The 23,394-nt window shown below is 65.1% G+C and carries 21 protein-coding genes, 1 tRNA gene and 1 riboswitch; of the genes, 12 read left to right on the top strand and 10 right to left on the bottom strand.

The genetic code is table 11. From position 1 onward, the window contains the following. Positions 1–64: 64 nt before the first annotated feature. A complete protein-coding gene (locus tag A6P39_RS26015) occupies positions 65–904 on the top strand; it encodes an HNH endonuclease (RefSeq protein WP_079133509.1) in 840 nt (279 codons plus the stop codon). A gap of 50 nt (positions 905–954) precedes the next feature. Beyond that, complete coding sequence (locus A6P39_RS26010) at positions 955–1,422, top strand: very short patch repair endonuclease (protein ID WP_267893336.1); 468 nt, start codon at positions 955–957, stop codon at positions 1,420–1,422. On the opposite strand, the gene A6P39_RS26005 is transcribed toward A6P39_RS26010, so the two are convergent. After that, positions 1,423–2,643 carry a DNA cytosine methyltransferase gene (locus tag A6P39_RS26005; RefSeq protein ID WP_067048308.1) on the bottom strand — a complete coding sequence of 407 codons (1,221 nt, stop codon included), beginning with the start codon at positions 2,641–2,643 and terminating at the stop codon, positions 1,423–1,425. 161 nt (positions 2,644–2,804) lie between these two features. Between A6P39_RS26005 and A6P39_RS26000 the strand changes: the two genes are divergently transcribed. Next, entirely contained in the window at positions 2,805–3,554 is a 750-nt protein-coding gene (locus A6P39_RS26000; protein ID WP_067048493.1) for an HNH endonuclease, read from the top strand. On the opposite strand, the gene A6P39_RS25995 is transcribed toward A6P39_RS26000, so the two are convergent. Then, on the bottom strand, positions 3,551–4,177 hold the full coding sequence (locus A6P39_RS25995; RefSeq protein WP_067048305.1) for an ATP-binding protein: 627 nt from the start codon (positions 4,175–4,177) through the stop codon (positions 3,551–3,553). The genes A6P39_RS26000 and A6P39_RS25995 overlap by 4 nt on opposite strands. A gap of 220 nt (positions 4,178–4,397) precedes the next feature. Here A6P39_RS25995 and A6P39_RS25990 point away from each other — a divergent pair, with 220 nt between their 5' ends. Both A6P39_RS25990 and A6P39_RS25985 read left to right on the top strand, forming a co-directional pair. Beyond that, positions 4,398–5,243, top strand: coding sequence for a helix-turn-helix domain-containing protein (locus A6P39_RS25990; protein WP_067048303.1), 846 nt, complete (start codon positions 4,398–4,400; stop codon positions 5,241–5,243). Next, positions 5,244–5,441 (top strand): DUF397 domain-containing protein, encoded by a 198-nt coding sequence (locus tag A6P39_RS25985; RefSeq protein WP_067048300.1) that lies wholly within the window; start codon positions 5,244–5,246, stop codon positions 5,439–5,441. An 85-nt stretch (positions 5,442–5,526) separates the two neighbouring features. On the opposite strand, the gene drmB is transcribed toward A6P39_RS25985, so the two are convergent. The 4 genes from drmB to A6P39_RS25965 are packed head-to-tail and all read right to left on the bottom strand — an operon-like array spanning position 5,527 to position 14,253. Next, on the bottom strand, positions 5,527–7,473 hold the full coding sequence (gene drmB, locus A6P39_RS25980) for a DUF1998 domain-containing protein (protein ID WP_234378981.1): 1,947 nt from the start codon (positions 7,471–7,473) through the stop codon (positions 5,527–5,529). Next, positions 7,470–10,922: a helicase-related protein gene (locus A6P39_RS25975; protein ID WP_067048298.1), complete on the bottom strand. Its 3,453-nt coding sequence runs from the start codon at positions 10,920–10,922 to the stop codon at positions 7,470–7,472. Before A6P39_RS25975 ends, drmB begins: the two co-directional genes overlap by 4 nt. Before the next feature lie 2 nt (positions 10,923–10,924). Next, on the bottom strand, positions 10,925–12,664 hold the full coding sequence (locus tag A6P39_RS25970) for a nuclease-related domain-containing DEAD/DEAH box helicase (protein WP_079133507.1): 1,740 nt from the start codon (positions 12,662–12,664) through the stop codon (positions 10,925–10,927). Further along, positions 12,664–14,253, bottom strand: coding sequence for a hypothetical protein (locus A6P39_RS25965; protein WP_159396105.1), 1,590 nt, complete (start codon positions 14,251–14,253; stop codon positions 12,664–12,666). The genes A6P39_RS25970 and A6P39_RS25965 overlap by 1 nt, the downstream gene beginning before the upstream one ends. 1,458 nt (positions 14,254–15,711) lie before the next feature. Here A6P39_RS25965 and A6P39_RS25960 point away from each other — a divergent pair. Then, positions 15,712–16,014: a hypothetical protein gene (locus tag A6P39_RS25960; protein WP_067048292.1), complete on the top strand. Its 303-nt coding sequence runs from the start codon at positions 15,712–15,714 to the stop codon at positions 16,012–16,014. Positions 16,015–16,218: 204 nt separating this feature from the next. Here A6P39_RS25960 and A6P39_RS25955 read toward each other — a convergent pair whose 3' ends face one another. Then, positions 16,219–17,181, bottom strand: a complete 963-nt coding sequence (locus A6P39_RS25955; RefSeq protein WP_079133506.1) for a GlxA family transcriptional regulator — start codon at positions 17,179–17,181, stop codon at positions 16,219–16,221. 195 nt (positions 17,182–17,376) lie between these two features. Between A6P39_RS25955 and A6P39_RS25950 the strand changes: the two genes are divergently transcribed. Then, the gene (locus A6P39_RS25950) at positions 17,377–17,820 is read left to right on the top strand and encodes a hypothetical protein (protein WP_067048485.1); all 444 of its coding nucleotides are present in this window, start codon (positions 17,377–17,379) and stop codon (positions 17,818–17,820) included. Positions 17,821–17,961: 141 nt separating this feature from the next. Here the strand turns inward: A6P39_RS25950 and A6P39_RS25945 are convergent, their stop codons facing one another. Then, entirely contained in the window at positions 17,962–19,290 is a 1,329-nt protein-coding gene (locus A6P39_RS25945; RefSeq protein ID WP_275883906.1) for a DUF445 domain-containing protein, read from the bottom strand. 210 nt (positions 19,291–19,500) lie between these two features. Between A6P39_RS25945 and A6P39_RS25940 the strand changes: the two genes are divergently transcribed. After that, entirely contained in the window at positions 19,501–20,835 is a 1,335-nt protein-coding gene (locus tag A6P39_RS25940) for an SGNH/GDSL hydrolase family protein (protein WP_067048288.1), read from the top strand. Positions 20,836–20,859: 24 nt separating this feature from the next. Next, complete coding sequence (gene rdgB, locus A6P39_RS25935; RefSeq protein WP_067048286.1) at positions 20,860–21,462, top strand: RdgB/HAM1 family non-canonical purine NTP pyrophosphatase; 603 nt, start codon at positions 20,860–20,862, stop codon at positions 21,460–21,462. 4 nt (positions 21,463–21,466) lie between these two features. Here rdgB and A6P39_RS25930 read toward each other — a convergent pair. Further along, a tRNA-Leu gene (locus A6P39_RS25930) sits at positions 21,467–21,553 on the bottom strand. A 47-nt stretch (positions 21,554–21,600) separates the two neighbouring features. After that, positions 21,601–22,068: a thioredoxin-dependent thiol peroxidase gene (bcp, locus tag A6P39_RS25925; protein ID WP_067048284.1), complete on the bottom strand. Its 468-nt coding sequence runs from the start codon at positions 22,066–22,068 to the stop codon at positions 21,601–21,603. 93 nt (positions 22,069–22,161) lie between these two features. On the opposite strand from bcp, the gene A6P39_RS25920 reads away from it, so the two are divergent. The 3 genes from A6P39_RS25920 to sugE all read left to right on the top strand — a co-directional run bounded on the left by A6P39_RS25920 (position 22,162) and on the right by sugE (position 23,382). Continuing rightward, positions 22,162–22,491 (top strand): DUF3618 domain-containing protein, encoded by a 330-nt coding sequence (locus A6P39_RS25920; RefSeq protein ID WP_067048282.1) that lies wholly within the window; start codon positions 22,162–22,164, stop codon positions 22,489–22,491. A gap of 100 nt (positions 22,492–22,591) precedes the next feature. Next, positions 22,592–22,894: a GroES family chaperonin gene (locus A6P39_RS25915; protein WP_107304396.1), complete on the top strand. Its 303-nt coding sequence runs from the start codon at positions 22,592–22,594 to the stop codon at positions 22,892–22,894. A gap of 67 nt (positions 22,895–22,961) precedes the next feature. Beyond that, positions 22,962–23,030, top strand: a riboswitch (guanidine-III (ykkC-III) riboswitch). Between the two features lie 31 nt (positions 23,031–23,061). After that, a complete protein-coding gene (gene sugE, locus A6P39_RS25910; RefSeq protein WP_067048479.1) occupies positions 23,062–23,382 on the top strand; it encodes a quaternary ammonium compound efflux SMR transporter SugE in 321 nt (106 codons plus the stop codon). The last annotated feature ends 12 nt before the right edge of the window (positions 23,383–23,394 follow it).

Below are 23,394 nucleotides of genomic sequence, written 5' to 3'. Positions count from 1 at the left end.
TGCACCGCACACGGCACCTTAGTAAAATTGACACACAAAACAGAACCATGCAGCGGAGTCAGTAGTGTCCGAGGAAAACCCGCAGGAATCAAGTTCCGAATTTCCGCCCGCTCCGGACAGTATAGAGGTAGCGGAGCTAGGGCTATCCGCAGTCCACTTGCGACTCTATGAGTTCCTGTACAACCTGAGACACGATCCGCCGACGATGCTGCAGATCAGAGCCGAGGTAGCCGATGAAAATGGCTCCTCCCCGGCACAAACAGATCGTCGAGTCCGGGACCTGCGTGACTATTTTTCGATCGACACGGTCCGTGATGGGCGCAACCATCGCTATCGCCTCCGCGGCTGGAATCACGACCGCAGCAACGGTCTGAGGCGCGCGCTAAGCAGACGTCTGCGTGCTCAGGTTCTTGCCCCTCAACGGTGCGCACAATGCGGTAGAACTCCTACCGAGCATCACGTGATCCTGGTAGTCGACCATAAAGTTCCCCGCCACTGGGGCGGTAACGACGACATTGAAAACCTGCAGCCGCTGTGCGAGGACTGCAACTCTGGCAAGAAGGCCTTCTACAGCACATACGACGAGTACGCTGAAGAAATCAAGGCAGCTGCCGACCATGATGAGCCGCACGGCCGGATAGGTGAGCTGCTGAAGGCGTTCCGGGGCGACTGGGTCCCTTCGGAACTAATCAGCGTCGTCGCTTCCATGAGGCAATATCAAGATGACTGGCAAAAGCGGCTCCGGGAGCTGCGAACGCTCGGCTGGAAAATCGACTCCAAAAAGAAGAAAGATCCCGAGTCGGGCCGTTTCCGTTCTTTCTATTGTGTGAAGCACTGGGAACCCTGGCCGGAGGGCTCAATCAGAGCGGAAATCAGTCGCCTAGAGCGAGAGGGGAAGCAGTAAGCGTATCTTGCAGCCAGAGCGTGCTCGAACAGAAGGAAAGGGCAGCCAGAGTGGCTACAGAGTGGGAGCGTCCACCAGGCTCGTGGGCCTCGTCCGCAGCAAGGCGGAGGAATATGCAGGCCATCCGCAGCCGGGACACCGCTCCTGAGCGCCTTGTCCGAAGGCTCGTACACGCTCAAGGGCTTCGCTATCGGGTGGCGGCCCGGCCGCTACCCGATCTCCGCAGGACCGCAGACTTGGTGTTCCGCCCTGTCAAGGTAGCCGTGTTCATCGACGGCTGCTACTGGCATGGTTGCCCTGAGCACTACGTACCACCGAAGACCAACAAAGGCTACTGGTCAGACAAGGTCGCCCGGAACATGGCCCGTGACCGGGATACCGACCAGCGTCTTGAAGAAGCCGGATGGACAGTGCTCCGGTTCTGGGAGCACGAGTCGTCGGAGGACTGCGCTGCCCGCATCGCGGCCGCGGTCGAAAAGCGTCGCAGCGCAGTCCGAAAAGGGATACCGAACGGTTGATCAGCTCTTCTTCTGGTCGCGCTCTCGCGCGGCCTTGAGTACATCAATGATCGACTTACCGACGGCCTTGGCCACCGGCGGCGGAAATGCGTTACCTACCTGCCGGTACTGGGCAGTCTTCCCGCCCGAGAAGTCCCACTCAGGCGGGAAGCCCTGAACGATGGCTGCCTGTCGCACAGTAAGCATCGGTCCGTCAGGGCCGAAGAGATCACGGTCTTCAGTCTGCTTCTTCGCGCATGTCTCGATGTCATTAGCCACGCCCATGCCCGAGACGCCAAGCAGCTTCCAGGCCGCCTTCGCGCGGCTGGGTCCGAGATCTGCGCCGCCATGCTTCTTCGACCCACCGACAAGCGTAGGTGCGATGCCTCCACCCTTGCCCTTGAGTTCGGTATCTCGATCGCGAGCCTTCTTCAGCCATCGATCGAAAGCCGCGTGAGCAGTCTCTGCGTGCACGCCCTCGAAGTACGGCTCGAATCGCTCCCGCATGGACGGCTCAAGGCTGGCTGCGACACTGACCGGATCCTCATGGGTAGCCGTAGGCCACTCGTACTTCAGGTCCTTGATGATGTCATTCCGGAACGCAACGAGGACGGCCCGTGGCCGAAGCTGCGGCACTCCGAAATCGCTCGCTTCCAAGACCTTCCACTCGGCGACGCTGTACCCGAGTCCCCTCTCATATGCGAGGTGCCCGTCGTCTCCTCGGTACTCCCCACCCTGGAGCATCGCCTTGATCCAGTCACGGTAGTCCGAGAATTTCGGGTCCATGATCCCTCGGACATTCTCGATCATCACGGCCCGCGGATTCAGGTCGCGGACCAGTTCCAGCATGCGTGGGAAGAGGTCTCGCTCGTCATCCTTGCCGAGTTGCTTTCCTGCATGCGAGAACGGAGGGCAGGGCACGCCGCCTGCCAGGAGATCCAGTCCGCGACCCTTCAGCAGATCAGCACTCTTAGACAGGTCGTTGTGCGGGTCAAACTTCTTGACGTCAGCCGACAGGATGTCGCAGTGCTCCCTCTCCCACGCCCACACCTCGTGGTCGTTGATGTTGAGTTCAAGGGTCGCGACAGCATGCTGGTCGATCTCAACCAGGGCCAGATGCCTGAAGCCTGCCTGGTGCAGACCGACGGCTTGCCCGCCGGCGCCAGCGCAGATCTCGATCGACGTGAACTCAGACTCCGCCGCCTCCGAGCGTGCGCGCTCGGTTTCCTTCGTGTGGGTCATGCCCCCTCCTTACAGACGTACAGCGGCGGACGCATCTTGCAATCCACCATCACTGAGGGTGACAGACCCCACTGACAACGAGACTTCACCAAGTGTGCCGCACGCCCCGCGGTTCGCTGAACGCACCCTCCGCAACGCCGAACACTCATACGATATTGCTCATGCGGACGCCTCCTTGGACGGAAGACGAGCTTGTACTGGCTGGAGCGCTGGTTGTGAAGAATGGCTGGGGCGAACTCCGGACGGGGGACCCGGAGGTGCAGGAGCTGTCCGAGCTGCTGCGCTCGCTTCCGATTCACAGCGCCGAGGCTCTCGCACTGCCCGGTTTCAGGTCTCCGGGCAGCGTCAGCCGCAAGACCACCGACTTCGCGACGAATCACCCGCTTCACAGCGGAGCGGCCACGCGGTGCGGCAAACCGACGCTGTTGATGATCGACGCGCTCATTAACCGTGAAGCCGAGATGCTCCAAGCTGCGCAGGCCATCGAGGACGGCATCGGGTCGGGCGAGCTGTATGGCATCGCGCCGCAGCCTGATGAAGTCAATGAGACGGGCGTCACAGCAATCGAAGGGCGTCTCCTCGTCCGCCGGGCCCTCGCTCGGGAGCGTGATCCAAAACTGCGCAAGCTTAAGATCGAGCAGACTCGACGTCGAGGGGGGCCGCTCCACTGCGAAGTGTGCGAGTTCGACTTCTCGCGCACTTACGGTGAACTCGGCGACGGATACATCGAAGTGCACCATGTCACTCCCTTGCATGTCACCGGAAGCCGGGAGACAACGCTCGACGACTTGGCTTGCCTGTGTGCCAACTGCCACAGGATGTGCCACAGGAGCCGTCCTGGAGAATCCTGGCGCACACCGGCATCTCTGCGGGCGGAGATGAGGAAGCTCACTCAGGCTGCGCTCCACTAGGCCGCGTCCGCTTCGGCTTCGTAGCGCATCTGGGCACGATCGAGGATGTCGTCCGGGTCATGCCCACGCACGGTCGTCCAGTGGAGCAGGTCAGCGATCAGCTCGACTGCGGACTCTGCAAGGCCGCCGTCCCGGCTCCGGCCTTGCCAACCAGCCTGGGCTCTTTGGTACCTCTCCAGCGCCTCGACGGCCCGCTCGATACGGCGGCATCCCTTCCTCATGCTGAGCGGCACCTCGCACCAGACCGCCTTGCCGACGGCGGTGAGAACTGCGCCCCAGTCCATAGCGAAGCCTGCGATGAGGTGGAGACCTCGCCCGCACTCCTCGTGGCAGTCCGCCGTTTTGCGAGAGGGCAGGACGGGGCTCCTGTCGTGGACCTCCAACCGCAGCCGGTCATACCTCCACTCCAATACCAGCGTCGCCGAGGCACCTTCCCCCACATGCTTGAAAACGTTCGTCGCCAGTTCCGTGACGATGACCTCGGCTTCGTCAACGGCTACCGGCGTCCCCCACATGGCCAGTTGCTTCGCGGCAGCTCTTCGCAGCAACACCACCTCTCCAGGTGCTGCCTCAAAGGGCAGGACGCAGCGGAGACAGGGATCGGTCGCTTCAGAGACGGACATGGTTGGTCTTCCCTCCCAAGCCACGCACGTGCCTGCGCCTTCTCGTATCTGAACGACTGCACTGCGTAGCGGTCTGTGCTCGAGCATGGCATAGGAGAAGTCTCGCTGTGTAACTTCTCACGGGAATCGATCGAGTGAATCTGGTGGTGCGCCTGGTTCACCGCTACCTAGCCTCATGAGGACTTCCGGGCCATCACCCGGCGCACGGTGAAGGAGTCGAATGCCCGAGCGGACCACAACACGACGTCGCCAACTAGGCGCCATGATGCGCAAGTTCCGCGCCCGGAAGGGACTGACCCTTGAGGAGGCCGGACGGCTCGTTGGCGTATCCAAGGCGACGGTCAGCAGATACGAGACCCAGGCGGGGCCGGTCAAGTGGCTTGTCGTCGAAGCGTTGTGCCGCGCGTACGGAGCAACTGAAGCCGAGCGCGAGGCTGTCGTCGGGCTTGCGAAGGGTGCCAAACTGCAAGGCTGGTGGAGTTCCTTTGCCGACTCCATCCCCGAGAGCATGAATCTGCTGCTCACACTCGAAGATGAGGCCCTCCACGAGAGTCACTTCGCCTGTGTGTACGTCCCGGGCCTCCTTCAGACACGCGCCTACAGCACCGCACTGCAGAAGGCCAACGAAGTGCCCCTGGAGCCGGCCGAGATCGAGCGGCTGGTGGACATCCGGATGAAGCGGCAGGAGATCCTCACCCGCCCGAAGCCGCCGCGGCTCTGGGCGATCCTCGACGAATCAGTGATCCGCCGCGTCGTCGGATCGCCGCAGACCATGAGGGACCAGCTGGACCGACTACTCGAAGCGAACGAGTCGCCCCACGTCACACTTCAGGTGCTGCCCTTCTGCCAGGGTGCTCACGCAGCCGCACTCGGCAGCTTCGTCATCATCGGCGGTACCGAGGCAGCCCTCGATGTGGTGTACGTCGACTTCCACACGGGCTCCCTCTTCCTGGAGAAGGACGAAGAACTGGATCGATACAGACTTGCGTTCGAGTACCTCCGCGCACAAGCGTTGAACATGGAGGCTTCTTCCTCCATGATCCACCGCATCCGCAAGGAGCTTTGAATGTCTGGCACCCCTCAGCCCGTCCCCGACCAAGCGTGGTTCAAGTCCTCGTACAGCGGCGGCAACGCAACCGAGTGCGTGGAAGCCGTCTTCATCTCAAACGGTGTGCGGATACGGGACTCCAAGCAGCCCCTAGGCCCCTGCCTCGCCGTGTCGACGGAGGCGTGGAGCAGCTTCGTGGCGCACTGGTTGAGTTGAGGCGGCCCGTGCGGGCAGGCACCACGGAAGTGCCTGCCTGTCCATGCCTACGGGGTGAGACGCATTACGAGATGGGTCCGTTTAGCTACTGCAGGAGTCCGTGGAAGTAGCCAAGACCGGGCTGATCAAGTGTGCCGACTACCGCACCCCTGTCCAGGAACCGATTGAACTCCTCGCATGCGGTCTCTGGCAGCAGTGCGCAGCTGTGGCAGGCCGCAAGGTTGCAGGAATCAGGGCCCTGACCTCGGCTGTCGATACAGACAGGGTCGGACGAGCACCACCGGGCTGCGGAGAGAGCGCTGCGGAGCGCCTGTTCGAAGCGGCCCGGCTGTCCCATCCGCACCAAGCCACCGAGAGTGCCTTCAGAGTCGCCGGCGGCGGTGTAGATCAATAGTCCAGCCATGCCGTCGGGGTCGGAACTGACATAGAGGCGCTCCCGCAGCGAGGCGGAGCTGTAGCCGCATTCATAGGTCAGCTGGTTGATGAGCAAATGCGCAAGAGTGTGAATCAGGACGAAGCGGGACGAAATGTCACGCTCTCCCAGATGGCGTTGCTCGGCAGCGCTTTGGAATGCTCGCGCCAGGTACTGCAGCCGAGTCGAGGCAGTCGGTTCCCACTCGGCCAGCCGGGCAGGATCAAGTTCGAGATAGATACCTTCACCGAGAACGGTGTACGCCGGCAGCCAGGTGTCGACGTGCTCCACAGGCTCTCGGCGCAGTAGCGCCATACGGGATGCGAACTTCATGTCATGCTCGGCATACACCCGATTGAAGCCCCAGAGCGCTCGGGTTTCCTGAAGCTTCTCAACCAGGCGAATACGCGGAAAATAACCGGAGATCTGCGCATCATATCTTCCAGCGGCGCTCCGTACGACTAGCTGCTGGGAGTCAACAGACTCTCGCATCAACTGATGCTCGCGCCGACGAAGCTCTATGGTCGTGGCTGCTGGCGACACAGGCTGGGCACCCTGCGCCTGCGGCTGCGTGTTCGTAATCCCTTCTACTGCGTCCAGAGCCTTCTGCAGCACATCATCACTGAAACCCTCAATCAGGTAGCCACACTTCGCACGGCCAGCCAACCTACGTACTGCCTTCGCTTGCAGGACTGCACGCTCGTCATCACCGTCCTCGTAGTCGTGCAGCTCACGGCGGACCCGCTGCAGCGCCAGCTCATCCAGCGCCTTCATCGCGGCAGGGTCGGCGTCCGCGCCGCCAACTGTCTGTTCTGGGATGAAGATCGAGCTGATCACCAGAGGGTAATAAACATTTGAGGCGCCGCGCAGAGCAGCGCGCAGCGGCTTGTGGCATGGCACACCATCCGCCTCAGAACGCCCCAGCCAAGGAGTGGCGCCTCTGCACGTGTACGCGGCACCAGACTCCAGCTCCTCGGTGAGGTAGCTGGACTCGGCGCCGTCTGCACTATGTGCGGGAGACGTAATGCCCTCCAGGGGACGCCTCAGGTCGCATCCGATGCAGTGGACCATTTGCGAGGCCAGGGTGCCACCGCCAGAGGAGCGAAGTTCCAGAACCATGCGTTTGCACATTGGCGACGCACTGCGGTGCACCCATTCCTGCCAGGGGAAGTCCTGAACGTGCCCATACTCGCACAAAGCGATAAAAGGGACCTGGGACAGAAAGGGTCCATTCTTGCGCTCCGGGGTGACGCAGTTTCCACAGCGTGGACGTTCCTGCTGGTTAAGGCCGTACTGGGAGAGGCGCCGGCAGGCCGGGCAGAAACTCCACCGAGGGAACCGAAGCACTGGAACGACGAGGCCTAGGTTCTCTTCACCACTGTTGTAGGCCGTCGGACGTCTGTAGTCAGGCGGCATACGCAGAGCGCGTACACCGAGCTGCTGCTCAAGCCGCCACTCGTCGATGCGGAACTCATCTGCGTCGAATGGGCGGTCCGTAGGCGTGAACCAGTGATCGAGACCAGCTGTGATCACCGAGGTGCCGTCGGCCAGAACCTGCATTGCTCCTGGGCCAAAGGGCATGACGAACTGCGAACGTCGCACAGCGCCGCGGATGATCACTGCTGGGCTCCTCTCTCGGCGTACAGCCTCGTCACTTCAGCGCGGCAGTCAGCGTCAGCGCCGCGCATTGATGTCGGGGTGGCCCAACTTGAGGTCCGCACCCGGCCCTCAACGTGCTTCCCGACTGGGTGCATGAGCTGGTTGGTGCCCACCTCACCACCTGGCTTGCCCCATTCAGATGGCTGCCAATGGGTCCACTCCCTGCGCCGCTTCTCGATCAGCTCATCGATTCGCTTGACCTCTTCCATGTCGCACACCACGGCGCGAGCACGCAAAAGCCTCACAGCCTGCTCGAAGAGATCTTCCGGAAAAGGGAAAGGGGCATCCAGGACACGCGGGATCGTCTGCCGGATGTAGGCCACCAATGCTGCATGCAGAGCACGATCCAGCACAGGCGGAGCAAAGGGAGTGGCGCTAGTCGGCTCAACTTGGGCGTACAAGCGCTGGTGGTAGCTGCGGAAGTGCTCGAAGTGCGAGCGATCGCGAGGTTTGGCTGCACCGTAAAGCGTGACAATCAGGCCTGGCCGGTCGGCACGACGGCCTACCCGGCCAGTGACCTGAATGTACTGGGAAGTTGACTTGGGCTGACCGACCACAGTCATCAGAGACAGGCGATCGATATCTATGCCGACCTCGATCAAGCTGGAGGCCAGGCAGACATCCACCGCCCCGGCTGTTCCCTCCGTGCGGGCGAGCTTCTCCATGGCCTCGGGTACCTGGTCCTGGCGCAGTCGGCTGGTCATCTCCTCGACGATCCGCAACCGGCGCCGGTCCGTACGGGCTTGTACAGAACGGCGATTGATCGTGATGAGGTAGTCAGGGATGTCAGACTGAAGCAAGGAAAGCGAGTTTCCTAGTTCCCGAAGGCTGTTGAAGAAGGCCATCAAGGTCCACCAGGGATCCCTCTCGTCCTCCTGGGCATCCTGTGCGGCTTGCAGCAGCGCGGAGAATGAACGCACCTGTGCCGTCTGCATCGAGCCGAGCGCAGGCGCATGCACCCCTATGTACTTACGGCCAGGCAGCAACCTCTTGGTCTCGCGGTCGCGGGCATACACAGCAAAGAACGAGTCGGAGGCTTCGAGTCCGTGTGGCGGGAAAAGGTGCACGGAGTCACGGCCGTAGAGCGACTTGACCTGCTCTTCGTATCTGCGGATCGTTGCTGTCGAGGCAATGATCTTCGGAAGCACAGGGTCAGTGCCGCTGTAGTCGGTGCACAGCTCCTCGACGACACCTTCGTAAAGGCCTGCGATCGACCCAAGCGGACCTGCGATGAGGTGCAGCTCGTCCTGGATCACCAGATCCGGTGGGGAATACGCACGTTGTCCGTCATCATCGATACCGAACAGCGCTCGCGCTTCGGGACGCCAGGCCAGCAGGGCAAATTTGTCAATCGTGCCAATTACCATTGAAGGGCGGGCCGCGTACACGTCGTCGTCGACCACATGAATGGGGAGGCGCCGATCGGACTTAGAGAAGTCGCATCCAAGGTCTGGGCATTGAAAGACGACTCGGTTGCCCTGCCTAACATACCCGGCAACGGCGGTCTGTCTCGTGCTTCGCCCACCTCGACGCCGCCGGGCCCCCTGCAGGTTGCGACCACCGGTTGACTCCACCGGGCCCATTTGGGCAGCACACCAAGGGCACCGCAACAGCAGGAAAGGGTTCTCACCTCCCCGTTCCATATTGTTGAGGTAAGAAACGGCATCACTTCGGCTGTTCGGTGTGGAGTCGCCGCCCACCCAGATGCCGATGGAGAAAGGATCCTCACCCAAATCATCTCGGCTGTCTCGGATCGTCTCGAGAGCACAGATGAGGGCCGCTGCCCGCAAGAACTGCTGAGTCGTCAGCAACCTAAGCGTGTAGCGCATCAGTACGGTGACACTCACGTCGCCTGGATCGCGTAGGCGCCGGAGCGCCATGGAAAAGGCCGAAAGACCTAGATAGGCCTCCGTCTTCCCGCCACCTGTCGGGAAAAAGATCAGGTCCACGCTGTTGCGGTGGCGGTGACCTGGGTCCGCGGTAGAGGGGATGGACGCAAGGAGGAATGCGATCTGGAACGCACGCCAGTGCCCTCGGCGAGGTCGCTCGTCTTCCCTCGGCAGAGTGGGCAATGCCTCTACACGGAAGCGGCCGTCTTCGGCCATGGTGGTCTTGCGGCGCTCCCGGCCCGAGCGGGCCTGTTGTTTAAACATTGCCTGGTTCGCAATACGGAATGCCTTAGCGATCAGCGTGTCATCACCGCCTTCGACCAAGGCTAGTCCCTCCTGCATACGGCCCAATGCTTTCACGCACTCCTTGAGGTGCCGACCGGCAGTATTTCTGAACTCGCCTTCTAGAGACTCAGCCTCAGCCTTGCGTCTATCGATCCACGCCTTATACGCGGCCAGAAGCTCGTGCAGTTGCGCCAGCCCTGCTTCGTTTCCAGAGGCCAAGTCCTCCATGGAGACGGTGAGTTCAGCACCGTCCTTACCCACGATGTCTGGCGTGATCCGGGGTACATCAAATTCAGGCAAAGGGTCAGCCGCCACCCACGCCGGTTGAGACCCGTCGAAGGAGTCCTCCCATGTCGCGGCACACCCGTGGCCCACAGCGTAGGTTTGTGCCTTGCGGTAGAGAAGTCTGAAGGAGGCATCATCGGAGTGATCGCTAGTGTCCTGAGCCCCGGGATACGGCAGCAGACGACAGTCCTGCGGCGTGGCCGTGAAACTCGTTTGGAATACGCATTTCGAAGCGAGCGCCTGCCCGCCAAGTTGCGACTTATTGACGATTGCCGCCGTAACCAGGACACCTTTTGGATGCTGGTCCAGATGCACTGTGAGGCGTACGTCGATGCCTTCAAGACCAATACTGTGGTCGACTTCCGGGGTCAGATCACGCAGCACGTCAGGAACCTTGGCCAGCTGCTGCGGACTCAGTCGCCACCGCGCAGCGAGCTTATTGCGTACCCACCAGGTTCGCGGGCTCGACGCTGGCACGTCAACTCGAAGCACGCGGTATCGGCCGCCCTCAAGCAAGATCTCAAGGCCACCCGTGTTGCTGCGCTCCAGCATGAAGGACAGACCGACCGCTGTCGGCTTGCGTTCGTTGGCACCGGACAGGTCGAAGTCGGCGTCGTCGGCCGGGCCAGTCGCAGTTGGGAGCACAAGATTCGGCGCTAGTTCCGAACCGTCCGGCACCTCAGGTTCAAACAAGCCGGGGAGTTCAGTCTGCTCATCCGGTTGCTGTTGACCGCTGTTGGTGGGGGCCGGGTACAGGACACCCACTCCGTATCTCACGAGCGGGTTCCGCTCAAGGATCTCCTCTCCGCTTTCCGGGTCAGTCCACGGTCCGTACGACGATTCCTTGTCAGCGAAAGGCAGAGTCAATGGCTTGCCATCTGGAGCTGGTCCAAGTAGCTCACGGCGCAGCGCCTCGACGATGACTTCACGTCCTGTTGTGGAATTATTCATGCTCATTCTCCGAGTACGAGGCGGCGGAGGTCTTCGCGGGCTTCTCTGGAGGCCAGCACGGTGAGATCGTCCCGAGCCCGGGAGGTGGCAATATAGAAAAGAGATTCCTCACGTGGACCGGTGACACCGTCGAAGTCCGTGACAACCACGGCTGCGGCGTCCAGTCCCTTGTATGCCCCTACACTCGCGTAAGGAATCTGCCGCGGCGCTGTCTTGCCGACCGGTCCGAGGCGATGGCTCCACCTCTGTGAACGGGAGAGCTTCTGAGCCGCACTTTGGCTGGACAGCGGCGAGAGAACAATTATCTCATCAGCATCGAATCCATCGTTGAGCAGTCGAGTGAGATGCTGTTCGAGCAAGGCCAATTGATCACCATCATCTCGCCAGAAGGCCTGTACGCGCTCACGGCCGTTCTCTGGCCGCAGGTAGCCGGCGTATCCGGGATCCAGTCTGGAGCTGGTTTCCACGTACTGCGCAACAGCAGGCACGTTTCGACAGTTCTTCCCCAGCGTGAGTGAAGTGAGGAACGGAGCGCGGTTTCGGAGCAGTTCCAGTCCTCCGCCTGGAGTACCGAAAATTGCCTGATTGGTGAAGTCGCCTGTAATAAACCACGTCCCGGCGCTCAGGCCACCGCGCAGTGATGCGTCGAACACATCGAGATAGTGATCGGTCATCAGGTCCTGGGCCTCGTCCAGGACAAGGACATCGTATGGAGGCTGGGGCGTCAGTTCATCGTCCAACAGGACGGCCAGAGCTGCTTCAGGCAGCTCTTCTTCGAAGTACGAACGGCGCGCAGCCGATCGTTCGGGAACGGGATGCTTCTGATGGCCTGCAAGGTGTCTCAGCTGACCGTGCAGGGTACCTGCCGTAATCCTTCTATCGCCTGCGGTCTCGCTCTCCAGCCAGTCACCAAGCAGTCGGTTGTAACAGCAGAAAAGTACGTTCTTTCCCGCAGCGGCCATACGCCGGGCGGCCTCAAGAGCGATGAAGGTCTTTCCCGTCCCCGCGGGTCCAGTTGCCAAGCAACGCGGGTTGCCGAAGATGGCGTCAAGGAGCTGGAACTGTTCCTCTGTAAAACGGATAGCCTCTGTCTCACGCCGGTATCGCCGGATACGTGGAGGCTCGGCAAAATCGAAGGAAGGACGTAGCTTCTGGAGGATCTGCTCAGATTGGTTTACGGTTGGCTTCTTTACATCCGTTTGGAACCAGCCTTTGGCACTGTTGGTGGAGGCCAAGTGACGACGCCAGTTGCGCAAGATCCGCAGAATCAGAGCAGAGACAGGCTGGCGATGAAATGCCGTACTGTCGAAGAACTGCCAACTATGCCACTCAGGGGAGCGGGGCGGAGTGAAAGCTGCATGGGTGAATCCGACGGCCGGCACCATGGGAATGTCACGGGCGACCTGATTGACATACTTGGCCAATCCGTACATGGCCTCTTCGGCCTGCTTGAACGGACTGCGTTCTGTAGGCGGTTGCGAGCCAAGCCGCCACCGTCCGTCCGGCAAGCGGCTAGCCGTCCTGTGTGCCTTCAGTTCCAGGAAGACAATGCCCTCGCCAGGCACGATGACTACGAAGTCAGCCTCCCCCCGGATCTGCCGCGGATGCTCAGCGATGCCTAGGGAGTGCAGGGCGATCCATCCTTCCGTGCCAGGATCGTCCCGCAGTCGCTCAAAGAATTCCCGCTCACCCGGAGACGGAGTGTCGTCAAGATTGAAAGACGGCGGAATCATCCGTGCCATTAGCTCTCCTCAAAGGTGCGGCGGCTGCACAACATGTGGCTCGGCACCAGCAGCGGCTCGGGAAGAATCTGATCGACACGGACAAGCTCAGCACGTTCGCCCTGCACTGAAAGCGCCGTCCGGCTAAATCCGTGCTCAGCTACGGCCCTCAGGTCCACGGTGCAGAGTGCACGGTCCAGGTCCGCGGCAAAGTGACGACCGGCCTGCCGATGTGCCGAGTCGATTCGGCCCAGTTCCCGCCAGAGCCAGTCCGCCTCGGCTCCATGGCCGAGGTAGCCCCGGACGATACGGAACGTGGCCAAGCTGCGGGTCCTGATGCAATGTTCGCTGGTCCAGTAGCTAACGTTCGCCGTCTCTGCGCCCAGACGGCGCAGGTCATCGGCCACGCCGGCAGAACCCTTCGGATGAGCCGACACACTCCGCCACAATTGGTGCTTCCACTCCTTCTGCAGGGCCCGAAGCCGCAGGGCATCAGATCCCAGCAGCGCATCTGCACGGTCTTTGAGATACAAGTCGTGCGAGGACCGCCGCAGCACCAGGAAGTCCCCCTCTTCCAACATCCCGTTGAGAGCCTGCACCACCCGTTGGCCACCAGCAGGGTCCAAACGCACCGTGAGCATGTTCCCGCTGCCGGGAGCTGGAACCAGCGTGTACGACGAGTCTGCGAGCAGCGCCATCCGCGCGGGCACCAGAGTGACGTGCTCACTGGATGCACCGTCATGGAGGCGCGCATGCCGGATCGCATCGAACAGCTCCTCGCCGGGGGCAGCCTCCTCTCGGCTCAGAGTGAAGTCGTCCTCTATTGGCTGTTCTGCTGCATACTCGGCATTGCTCTGCGCGGTCTGGGGAGGCGGCTCACCAACAACGAACACCGGGGACGCGGTGATGGGGTGTGCGACGGCCCGGCCGCTGACCGCGTTCCCGAACGCCGACTTGAGCAAAGGCGTGTCGTCGGCCCTCGTACGAAAGCAGCGGAGGTACACGAGGGAGAGATTCTCCGCACGCGGCGCATCGAGCACAGACGGAGGAATCCACTCAGGGGGCCCGACAGCCACAGCGGACTCGATGACAGGTTCACCCTGGAGCGCAGAATAGGCGTCAACAAGCACGGTTACCCCCGATCGCCTCATCGACGCGGCTACTGGGTTGCTGAACTCACGGCTCGACAAGGCCAGCAGCCGCCCACCCGGGGTGCCGACGCTGAGGAAGTCACGGACACAGTCTCCTAGTGGATCTTCTCCGTGCCTGTGCAGCATGGACAAGGTGGCAGCGCATTCCAGGATCAAGTCTCGGCGTTCCGCCTCGTGAGCATCGAGGGAACCGGCAGCCTCACGGAGCTGGTCGGCAGCAGGAAGCAGCTCGAGTTCGGGTGCGTTGCCCGGTAGGGGCACGTGCGTGACCCTGCGTCGGCAACGCCTAACCGCCAGGGCATGAGGAGACCAGCGCGCCAGATCGGCGCTCTCGCCAAGTGACCGCAGGAAACGAGTGGCGGCGCGCACAAATCGTTCGGTCAGCGCATGCTCGACCGGCTGGTCCCACGCCTCCGATACCTCCGCACAGCGGTAAATCGCCTGCACATCCGCAAACATCAGCGCCCGCCTCCCTCGTATCGCCACGCAAGTACTTCAATGCCTGGAGGGACACGTGTCAGTGTCTGCGGCAGCGGTATGTCCACAGCGCTGCGAGCCCTTTGCTCCACCAGCGCATCCACGGCTGCCTCCGCACTTGGCGCGGTGCGCTCCACCACGGATACGGTCACAGGACACAGTGGTTCAGCAGCCCAGCGCGCGACCGCGACCGCCCCGTCGAGCACGCATACCGATCGGCGCAGGACCGACAGGTGTCTCGCCCAGTCACCGGGTTCGTCGTACACCGGCACGTGCAGACTTCGATATGGCTGCGCCAGTCTTTCGGCATCCCGGATGCGAAGGATGTGCTGCAGGGCGACTGGAGCTTGGTCCAGGCCACCGGCTACCTGGAGCGACGCATCCTCATCAAGCCGGGTTCGGTGTCCCACCAGTACGGCGTACACCGAACTGAATCCGCAATAGTCAGTGGGTGACCCAGGAAGCAGTTCTGCGAGCCCTGGCAGACAGCCCAGCGGCTGCGCAACTGTGGGCCGTCCTGCCCAGTCGTCGCTGGTGTCCGGCCAGCGCAGGACGTCAAGGCGGTAGCGATCCGCTGGGAATGAACTGGCGCCGACCTGATATCGGGGACCACGGGCATCGTCACGAACTGCAATGAGGATGCCCGTCTGCAACGTGCCCCCGTCTACTGGTACGAGCCGTACGGCCTGTTGCGCCGGCAGGCCGTGTGCACGGCTGAACTGCTCTGCGCCAGCACTCGGATCGGGATTCAGCTGAGGCCTGAACAGTGCGTGGGCAGCCCCGCAGGAGATCAGCACGGATGCCATCCGCAGGACTGGCACGGAGAGAGCTACGCCGACAGGATCGCCGCGGTCCGCGAGCGTCCCTAGCCAACTGCCGAATTGCACGAACCAGGAAGCCCAGGGAGGCAGCGGAGCAGGGCCTCTTGAGCTGTGGACGAATGCAGCGCTCAAGGGACTGCGCGGTACTGCCGATGTCACTGGACCCCCACCACTGCGCTTCTCCTGGAGCATGCCGGAAACGCAGGTCACGACATATAGGCCGGAGATTACAGCAGTGGACTGCCCTTTACACCAAGTTCGCTCCGCTTCCAGTCAGGACTGGCCGGAGCAAGAGCCGTGAGTACGGTGCTTCAAATGGTGGTTGATGCCAGCCCTCCGATGTCCGCAGTCACACCGTGCTCGCACATCGCGGGTTTGATGTCCTCCGTACAGGCCCGGGAATACCGGTAGTTGGCATGCTGAGGGCGTCCGACGGGTCGTCGGCGAAGGAGCACTGCAATGCTTCGATCACCTTCACGATCAAGGTGCGCTCCCCAGCTCCGAGGCAGGATGCCGTGGGCTGGAGATGTCGGGGCAGGGCCCTGTGCAAGGCCCCCCGCCGCCCCTCGTTAGCCTCAGGACCAGACAAAAGGTCAATGAGGTGGATGAGGAGGCAGTCATGGCCAAGGTTCCCAGTGCGGTCGTTGCCGCGGGTGGGCTCGTCGGTGGGTATGGCGTTGCCCGGTGGACGAAGAAGCGGCAGCTAGGTGGGGCCGTGCTGGCCGTTGCCGGGGTCGCTGCCGCTCAGCAGTGGCGCAAGCAGGCCGGCGGGAAGGCCGCGGGTGCGCTGAGTGCCGCCTACGTCGCCGCGTTCGCCGGGTCCCACCCGCTGGCCAAGAAGGTCGGCGCCTGGCCGTCCGTCTTCGGTGTCGCCGGCGCCGTCGCCCTCGCCTCCTGGGCCGTCGCCGACCGTCGCGGCTGATCGGGGCCGCCGCCAGCCCCTCGGAGCAGGCGCTGGGGACCTGTCTCCCCGGCGCCGCCCGCAGCGCACCCCGTGCCGCTCCGCGGCCTCAGCACCTCCCACGACGTCGACAGTGCCGTCACCGGCACCGGGCCGCCGAGGAGGAAGGCTCCCTGCGAAGATCTGACGAGCCCGCATCCCGGTCGATCTCGAAGCGCCTTTTCGTCACCCTGCCGAAAAGGCGTTGCCCTGCCGAAACGCCCTCCGGTACGCCTGCGGACTCGTCCCCACCACCCTCCGGAAGCGCTCCCGGAAGGCCGTCGGGGAGCCGAAACCGGTCTGCGTGGCGATGCGTTCGACCGGGTACTGCGTCGTCTCGAGCAGGTACTGCGCCCGCCGCACCCGGGCCCGGTGCAGCCACTGCAGGGGTGTCGTACCGGTCTGTTCCCGGAAGCGGCGGTTGAGCGTACGGGTGCTCATGCCCGCCTTCGCCGCGATCTCGTCCACCGTCATGTCACGGTCGCACTGGTCCTCCAGCCAGGTCAGCAACGGCTCCAAGGTCGCGCCCGCCGGCGCCGGGGGCAGGTCGTGGACGATGAACTGGGCCTGTCCGCCCTCCCGTTCCAGCGGCATCACGGACATCCGGGCCGCGTGCGCGGCGACGGCCGACCCGAAGTCCTTGCGGATCATGTGCAGGCACATGTCCAGCGCCGCCGCCGCGCCCGCCGAGGTCAGGAACTGGCCGTTGTCCACGTAGAGGACATTGGGGTCGACCGTCACCCTCGGGTGCAGCTCCGCCAGCCGGGCCGCCGCGTACCAGTGCGTCGTCGCGCGCAGACCGTCCAGCAGGCCCGTCGCCGCGAACAGGAACGCGCCCACGCAGACCGAGGCGATCCGGGAGCCCTGCGAGGCGGCCGAGCGCAGCGCCTCGGCCACCCCCGGCGGCAGCTCCTCCGCGGGGTCCGCCACTCCGGGCAGGACGATCGTGTCCGCCTCCGCCAGCGCGTCCAGGCCGTACGGCGCCCGCACCGTGAAGGCGCCCGCGCTCACCTCCTCCCGCACCGAGCACACCCGCACCCGGTACGGCTCCCGGCCGTCGGGCAGCCGGGCCCAGCCGAAGGTGTCGATGGGGGCGGAGAGGTCGAACGGGATGACTCCGTCCAGCGCGAGTACGGCCACGGTGTGCATGGCGGAATCCTAGGTCTTCAACGGAATTCCGCCAACGGCAACCACCCGTCTCACCGCCCTCACTACTGCCGTATGGTCCCTGGCGACGGGCAGGGTGGTCAGAATCACCCTGGCGGGCCCCTCGTGGCGGGAATCCGTCGATTGCTGGCGCTCTCGCCCCTCCTCCAAGATCCCCCCACCGCCTACCGTCACGCCGTGACCAAGTTCCTCCTCGCCGTCCACGTCCTCGCCGCCATCGTCGCCGTCGGACCCGTGACCGTCGCCGCCAGCATGTTCCCGCCCGTCGCGCGCCGGGTCCTCGCCGCGCCCGGGGACGACGGCGCCCTCGGGACGCTGAACCTGCTGCACCGGATCTGCCGGATCTACGCCGTCGTCGGTGTCGTCGTCCCCGTCTTCGGGTTCGCCACCGCGAGCCGGATGGGTGTGCTCGGCAGTGGCTGGCTGGTCACGTCGATCGTGCTGACCGCCCTCGCCGCCGTCGTCCTCGGTGCCCTGGTGCTGCCGGGACAGAGCGCGTTCGTCGAGGGCCGGGGGGCGGGCACCGCACGGCTCGCCATGGTCACCGGCGTCTTCAACCTGCTCTGGGCCGCCGTGACCGTCCTGATGATCGTGCGGCCCGGATCCAGCACCGGCGCCTGACCGGGCCGGCCTGCGGTGACGGCGTCCGCGCCGCGGCCATGGACTCCGCTCGCTCCTCGCCGAAGGACGTCCCCCAGCCGAAAGGACGTCCTCCGGCCGGAGGGGGACTGCAGGACGACGGGGGTCCGGTGCCCCGCGGTCTCAGGCGCCCAGCGTCCGCGTCACTACGTAGATGAGCAGTCCCGCCAGTGACCCCACCACCGTGCCGTTGATCCGGATGAACTGCAGATCGCGGCCGATGTGGGCCTCGATCTTGCGGGTGGTGTGCTCGGCGTCCCAGCCCGCCACGGTGTCGGTGATCAGCGAGGTGATCTCCTTGCGGTACGTCGTCACGACGTGCACCGCCGCGCCCTGGACCCAGCTGTCGACCTTCTCCTGCACCTTCGGCTCGGTCGCCATCCGCGTGCCCAGCGACAGCAGCGCGGCCCGCACCCGCAGCCGCAGCTCGCTGCGCTCGTCCTCGGCCGCCGCGACGATCATGGCCCGTACGGCCGTCCAGACGGACGCGATCAGATCCTGCACCTCGCCCCGGCCCAGCACCTCACCCTTGAGCCGCTCCACCCGCGCCCGGGTCTCCGTGTCGGACTGCAGGTCGGAGGCGAAGTCGGTGAGGAACCGGTCCAGCGCGCCGCGCGCCGGATGGGCGGGCATGTCCCGCATCTCGGTGACGAACCGCAGCAGTTCCTTGTAGACCCGCTCGCCGACCTTGCGGTCCACGAACCTCGGGGTCCAGCCGGGGGCACCGCCCTCCACGGCCACCATCACGTCGTCCCGGTGCAGCACCAGCCAGTCGTGCGCGCGGGCCACCACCAGGTCCACCACCCGCCGGTGCCCGCCGTCGCCGACGATCTTCTCCAGCATCTTGCCGAGGCCGGGCGCGATCTCCTGGGCGTTCGCCCGCCGCGTGATCGCCTCCCCGACGACCGCCTGCACGTCCGAGTCCCGCAACACGGTCAGCGCGCCGCGCAGCGCCGTCGCCAGCTCCGCCGTGACCCGGTCGGCGTGCTCCGGCTCGGCCAGCCACGCCCCGAATCTGCTGCTGATGCCGACGGCGCGCAGCCGCTGCCGTACGACGTCCTCGGAGAGGAAGTTCTCGCCGACGAACTCGCCGAGCGAGACACCCAGCTGATCCTTCTTGGTGGGGATGATCGCGGTGTGCGGGATGGGCAGGCCCAGGGGGTGCCGGAAGAGCGCGGTGACCGCGAACCAGTCCGCCAGCGCACCCACCATGCCGGCCTCCGCCGCCGCGGCGACGTAACCGGCCCAGGGCCCGGCGCCCTCGTGCGTGGCGAGCCTGGCGAGGACGTAGACCAGCGCCACGAACAGCAGCAGGCCGGTCGCCGTGAGCTTCATCCGCCGCACCCCGCGCCGGCGCTCCTCGTCCGCCGGGGTGAAGGCCGTCATCGTGCGGTACGACGTACCCCGTCCCTGCCCCGTGTCCCGCTCCGTCTCCGCCTCGGTCGCTTCCATCAGCTCCACCCGTTCCGGTCCGCCCGTGCGGTAATACCGCACACAATTGTCCCTTCCTGAGCTACTCCCGGAACGGAACAAGAGTTCCCGGCGTCCGTCCACAGGGGTGTTACGGGCAGGGCCCTGACAGCTCTCCCGGGCCCATGACGCATCATGGGCTCACCAAGATCGGAGCCCCGGGCTCCCCATCCGGAGGAGAACAGCTCCAGCATGACCAAGCGTCGTGGTTATGCCGTCATGACCGCGCTCATCGCGCTGGTCGTCGCCATATCCGCCGTCATCTACGTCACCGTGGCGGCCGACGAAGGCACCCCCCGCGGCACCCTCGCCGACAGCCGCCCCCGCCACGACTCCTCCGCCGCCCCCGCCTCCACGGGCACCTGGGTGGGTTCCTGGGCCACCGCCCCGGTGGGCGGCGAGCCCGGCACCGAGACCATCGGCCTCGCGGGCCACTCGGTGCGCAACGTCGTGCACGCGGGCACCGGCGGCACGAGCGCCCGGATCACGCTGTCCAACCTCTACGGCCAGTCGCCGCTGACCATCACGCACGCCTCGATCGCGCTGTCCACCGGGGACGGCGCCGCGGCGGCCGCCCCGGGCTCGATGCGCCGGCTCACCTTCAACGGCTCCACCACCGTGGTCATCCCCCCGGGCGGACAGATCACCAGCGACGCCGTACGCCTCGCCGTCCCGCACGACAGCGACGTCCTGGTCACCACCTACTCCCCCACCCCCTCGGGCCCAGTCACCTACCACCAGCACGCCCGGCAGACCTCCTACGTCGCCGCCGGTGACGTCACCGAGGACCCCACCGGCACCCCGTACACCGAACAGACGCCGTACTGGCGGTACTTGACGGCCCTGGACGTGCTCAGCAACGAGGCCGACGGCACCGTCGTCGCGTTCGGCGACTCCATCACCGACGGCGTCACCTCCACCACCGGCGCCAACCACCGCTGGCCCGACCTCCTCGCCGCCCGGCTGCGCACCGCGCTCGAGAGCGGCGGCCAACTGCCGCGCTACAGCGTCGTGAACGAGGGCATCAGCGGCAACCAGGTCCTCACCGACGGCCTCGGCCGCCCCGCCGAGAACGAGAGCGGCCTCGGCCGCTTCGCCCGCGACGCGCTCTCGCGCACCAACGTCAAGGTCGTCGTCATCGACCTCGGCGTCAACGACATCCTGCGCGACCCCCGGCTCGCCGACCCGGCCCGCATCGTCACCGGCCTGCGCACCCTGGTCGCCCAGGCGCACGCACGCGGCCTGAAGGTCGTCGGCGCCACCCTGACGCCCTTCCGGGGCCACAGCGACTACACGCCGGCCCGGGAGGCGGTCCGCCGGCAGGTCAACGCCGAGATCCGCACCGGCACGGTGTACGACGCGGTCGTCGACTTCGACAAGGCCCTGCGCGACCCCTACGACCCCCGCCACCTGCGCCCCGACTACGACTCCGGCGACCATCTGCACCCGAGCGACCGCGGCTTCGCGAAGATGGCCGAGGTGTTCGACCTGCGGACACTCGAGGGCGGGGGCCAGGCCCAGCTGTAGGAGCCGGGAGGAATACTGGCGGGCATGACCCGCCTGATCCTCGCCACCCGTAACGCCGGAAAGATCAATGAGCTGAGGGCCATCCTGGCCGACGCCGGGCTCCCCCACGAACTCGTCGGCGCGGACGCCTTCCCGCAGATCCCGGACGTCAAGGAGACCGGCGTCACCTTCGCCGAGAACGCCCTCCTCAAGGCGCACGCGCTCGCCCAGGCCACGGGCCTCCCGGCCGTCGCCGACGACTCCGGTCTCTGCGTCGACGTCCTGAACGGCGCCCCCGGCATCTTCTCCGCCCGCTGGGCCGGCCGCCACGGCGACGACGAGGCCAACCTCGCTCTCCTCCTCGCCCAGCTCTCCGACATCGCGGACGAACACCGGGGCGCCCACTTCGCCTGCGCGGCCGCCCTGGCCCTGCCGGACGGCACGGAGAGGGTCGTCGAAGGCCGGCTCCGGGGCTCCCTCAGGCACGCCCCGGCGGGCACGAACGGCTTCGGCTACGACCCGATCCTCCAGCCCGAGGGCGAGACGCGGACGTGCGCCGAGCTGAGCCCCGAGGAGAAGAACGCGATCAGCCACCGGGGGAAGGCGTTCCGGGCGCTGGTGCCGGTGGTGCGGGAGCTGCTGGGCTGAACTCTGGTGCGGCCGGAGGGACTCGAACCCTCACGGGAGTTACCCCACTGGGACCTAAACCCAGCGTGACTGCCAATTCCACCACGGCCGCGTGATGCTGCCCGGCCATGCTAGCGGCCGGGCAGCGGTGCCCGGTGGTCAGATGGCCAGATCCTTGATGATCTTGGCGACGTGGCCGGTGGCACGGACGTTGTAGAGGGCGCGTTCGACCTTGCCTTCCTCGTCCACGACGATCGTGGAGCGGATGACGCCCATGTACGTCTTGCCGTAGTTCTTCTTCTCGCCGAAGGCGCCGTAGGCGTCCAGGACCTTCTTGTCGGGGTCGGCGAGGAGGGTGACCTTCAGGGACTCCTTCTCGCGGAACTTCGCCAGCTTCTCCGGGGCGTCGGGACTGATGCCGATGACGTCGTAGCCCGCGCCGGCCAGGACCTCCAGGTTGTCCGTGAAGTCGCAGGCCTGCTTGGTGCAGCCGGGAGTCAGGGCAGCCGGGTAGAAGTAGACGATGACCTTGCGGCCCTTGTAGGCGGAAAGGGACACCTCGGTGCCGTCGGCGTCGGGGAGGGTGAAGGCGGGGGCCACGTCCCCCGGCTGGAGTCGCTCGCTCATCGGGCCAGCGTAACCGGGGGGCCTTGCGGTGCGGTGCGCCACAGAGCTGACAGACTGTCCGGAACAGCATCAGCAGACTTCGGAGGCCGTACGGTGGCGGACACGTCGGACACCAGAACCCCGGCGCAGATCGAGGCGGACATCAAGCGCCGCCGTGAAGTGCTGGCCGAGACGCTCGACGAGATCGGGGTGCGGGTCCATCCGCAGACGATCATCGGGGACGCGAAGGCCAAGGTCGTCGCCAATCTCGATCACACCGTCGGGCGGGCCTACGTGCAGGTCAACCGGATGGTGAGTGAGGTTCGGGCGCAGTTCGTCGACGACGAGGGCTCGCCTCGGCTCGAGCGGGTCGTGCCGGTCGCGCTGCTCGCCGTCGGTGTCGTCGGGCTGTTCGCCATGGGCCGCAAGCGGCGCAAGGCCTGACCCGGGCGCGGACGTGCGGGGCGAAGGCAGGTAGGTTCAAGGTGTGAGCGTCAACAGAAACGAGCAGAGCACCCCTCATCACGACAAGCTGCCCATCCGGATGCTGCACGACCGGGTTCTGGTCAAGCAGGACGCCGGTGAAGGTGAGCGGCGGTCGGGAGGCGGCATTCTGATTCCGGCCACCGCGGCGGTGGGCCGGCGGCTGGCCTGGGCCGACGTCGTCGCGGTCGGGCAGAACGTGCGGACCGTGGAGCCGGGTGACCGGGTCCTGTACGACCCGGAGGACCGGGCCGAGGTCGAGGTGCGGGGCGTGGCGTACGTGCTCATGCGCGAGCGTGATCTGCACGCGGTGGCCGCGGACCGGTTCGAGGGGTCGGAGGACTCCACCGGGCTGTACCTGTGACCCGGCACCTGTAGTTCGGCAGCGCAAAGGGGGCCGGTGACCATCGTCACCGGCCCCCTTTGCGCTGCCTTTGCTATGTTCGAGAGCAGAGCCCGACGAGACGCGCCGTACCGGGTCAAGGCAAAGACGACGCACCCCGTCCGCATGACGTCTCGGAGGTGCTCCTCATGGCCTGGGTTCTGCTTGTCGTCGCCGGTCTGCTGGAAGTGGGCTGGTCGATCGGGATGAAGTACACCGACGGCTTCACCCGGCTCGTGCCCAGTGTGCTCACCGGTGCCGGCATCGTCGCGAGCATGATGCTGCTGTCGTACGCCGCGAAGTCCCTGCCCATCGGTACCGCCTACGGCGTGTGGGTGGGCATCGGCGCGGCCGGTGCGGCGGTGCTCGGCATGGTGCTGCTGGGTGAGCCGGTCACCGCCGCCCGGATCTTCTTCGTCTGTCTGCTGCTGGTCGCCGTCGTGGGGCTGAAGGCGACCAGCGGTCACTGAGACGTGGGACGG

Origin of the sequence: Streptomyces sp. FXJ1.172, assembly GCF_001636945.3 — a bacterium.
In the GTDB taxonomy this organism is placed as follows: Bacteria; Actinomycetota; Actinomycetes; order Streptomycetales; family Streptomycetaceae; genus Streptomyces.
This window is presented reverse-complemented; position numbering and strand designations above follow the sequence as displayed.

What these genes read in the sequence shown, in the direction of transcription:
- A6P39_RS26005 (WP_067048308.1), bottom strand. Translation starts at nt 2,643, where the DNA reads ATGACCCACACGAAGGAAACCGAGCGCGCACGCTCGGAGGCGGCGGAG.
- A6P39_RS26000 (WP_067048493.1), top strand. Translation starts at nt 2,805, where the DNA reads ATGCGGACGCCTCCTTGGACGGAAGACGAGCTTGTACTGGCTGGAGCG.
- A6P39_RS25995 (WP_067048305.1), bottom strand. Translation starts at nt 4,177, where the DNA reads ATGTCCGTCTCTGAAGCGACCGATCCCTGTCTCCGCTGCGTCCTGCCC.
- A6P39_RS25990 (WP_067048303.1), top strand. Translation starts at nt 4,398, where the DNA reads ATGCCCGAGCGGACCACAACACGACGTCGCCAACTAGGCGCCATGATG.
- A6P39_RS25985 (WP_067048300.1), top strand. Translation starts at nt 5,244, where the DNA reads ATGTCTGGCACCCCTCAGCCCGTCCCCGACCAAGCGTGGTTCAAGTCC.
- A6P39_RS25975 (WP_067048298.1), bottom strand. Translation starts at nt 10,922, where the DNA reads ATGAATAATTCCACAACAGGACGTGAAGTCATCGTCGAGGCGCTGCGC.
- A6P39_RS25970 (WP_079133507.1), bottom strand. Translation starts at nt 12,664, where the DNA reads ATGGCACGGATGATTCCGCCGTCTTTCAATCTTGACGACACTCCGTCT.
- A6P39_RS25965 (WP_159396105.1), bottom strand. Translation starts at nt 14,253, where the DNA reads ATGTTTGCGGATGTGCAGGCGATTTACCGCTGTGCGGAGGTATCGGAG.
- A6P39_RS25960 (WP_067048292.1), top strand. Translation starts at nt 15,712, where the DNA reads ATGGCCAAGGTTCCCAGTGCGGTCGTTGCCGCGGGTGGGCTCGTCGGT.
- A6P39_RS25955 (WP_079133506.1), bottom strand. Translation starts at nt 17,181, where the DNA reads ATGCACACCGTGGCCGTACTCGCGCTGGACGGAGTCATCCCGTTCGAC.
- A6P39_RS25945 (WP_275883906.1), bottom strand. Translation starts at nt 19,290, where the DNA reads ATGGAAGCGACCGAGGCGGAGACGGAGCGGGACACGGGGCAGGGACGG.
- A6P39_RS25940 (WP_067048288.1), top strand. Translation starts at nt 19,501, where the DNA reads ATGACCAAGCGTCGTGGTTATGCCGTCATGACCGCGCTCATCGCGCTG.
- rdgB (WP_067048286.1), top strand. Translation starts at nt 20,860, where the DNA reads ATGACCCGCCTGATCCTCGCCACCCGTAACGCCGGAAAGATCAATGAG.
- bcp (WP_067048284.1), bottom strand. Translation starts at nt 22,068, where the DNA reads ATGAGCGAGCGACTCCAGCCGGGGGACGTGGCCCCCGCCTTCACCCTC.
- A6P39_RS25915 (WP_107304396.1), top strand. Translation starts at nt 22,592, where the DNA reads ATGCTGCACGACCGGGTTCTGGTCAAGCAGGACGCCGGTGAAGGTGAG.
- sugE (WP_067048479.1), top strand. Translation starts at nt 23,062, where the DNA reads ATGGCCTGGGTTCTGCTTGTCGTCGCCGGTCTGCTGGAAGTGGGCTGG.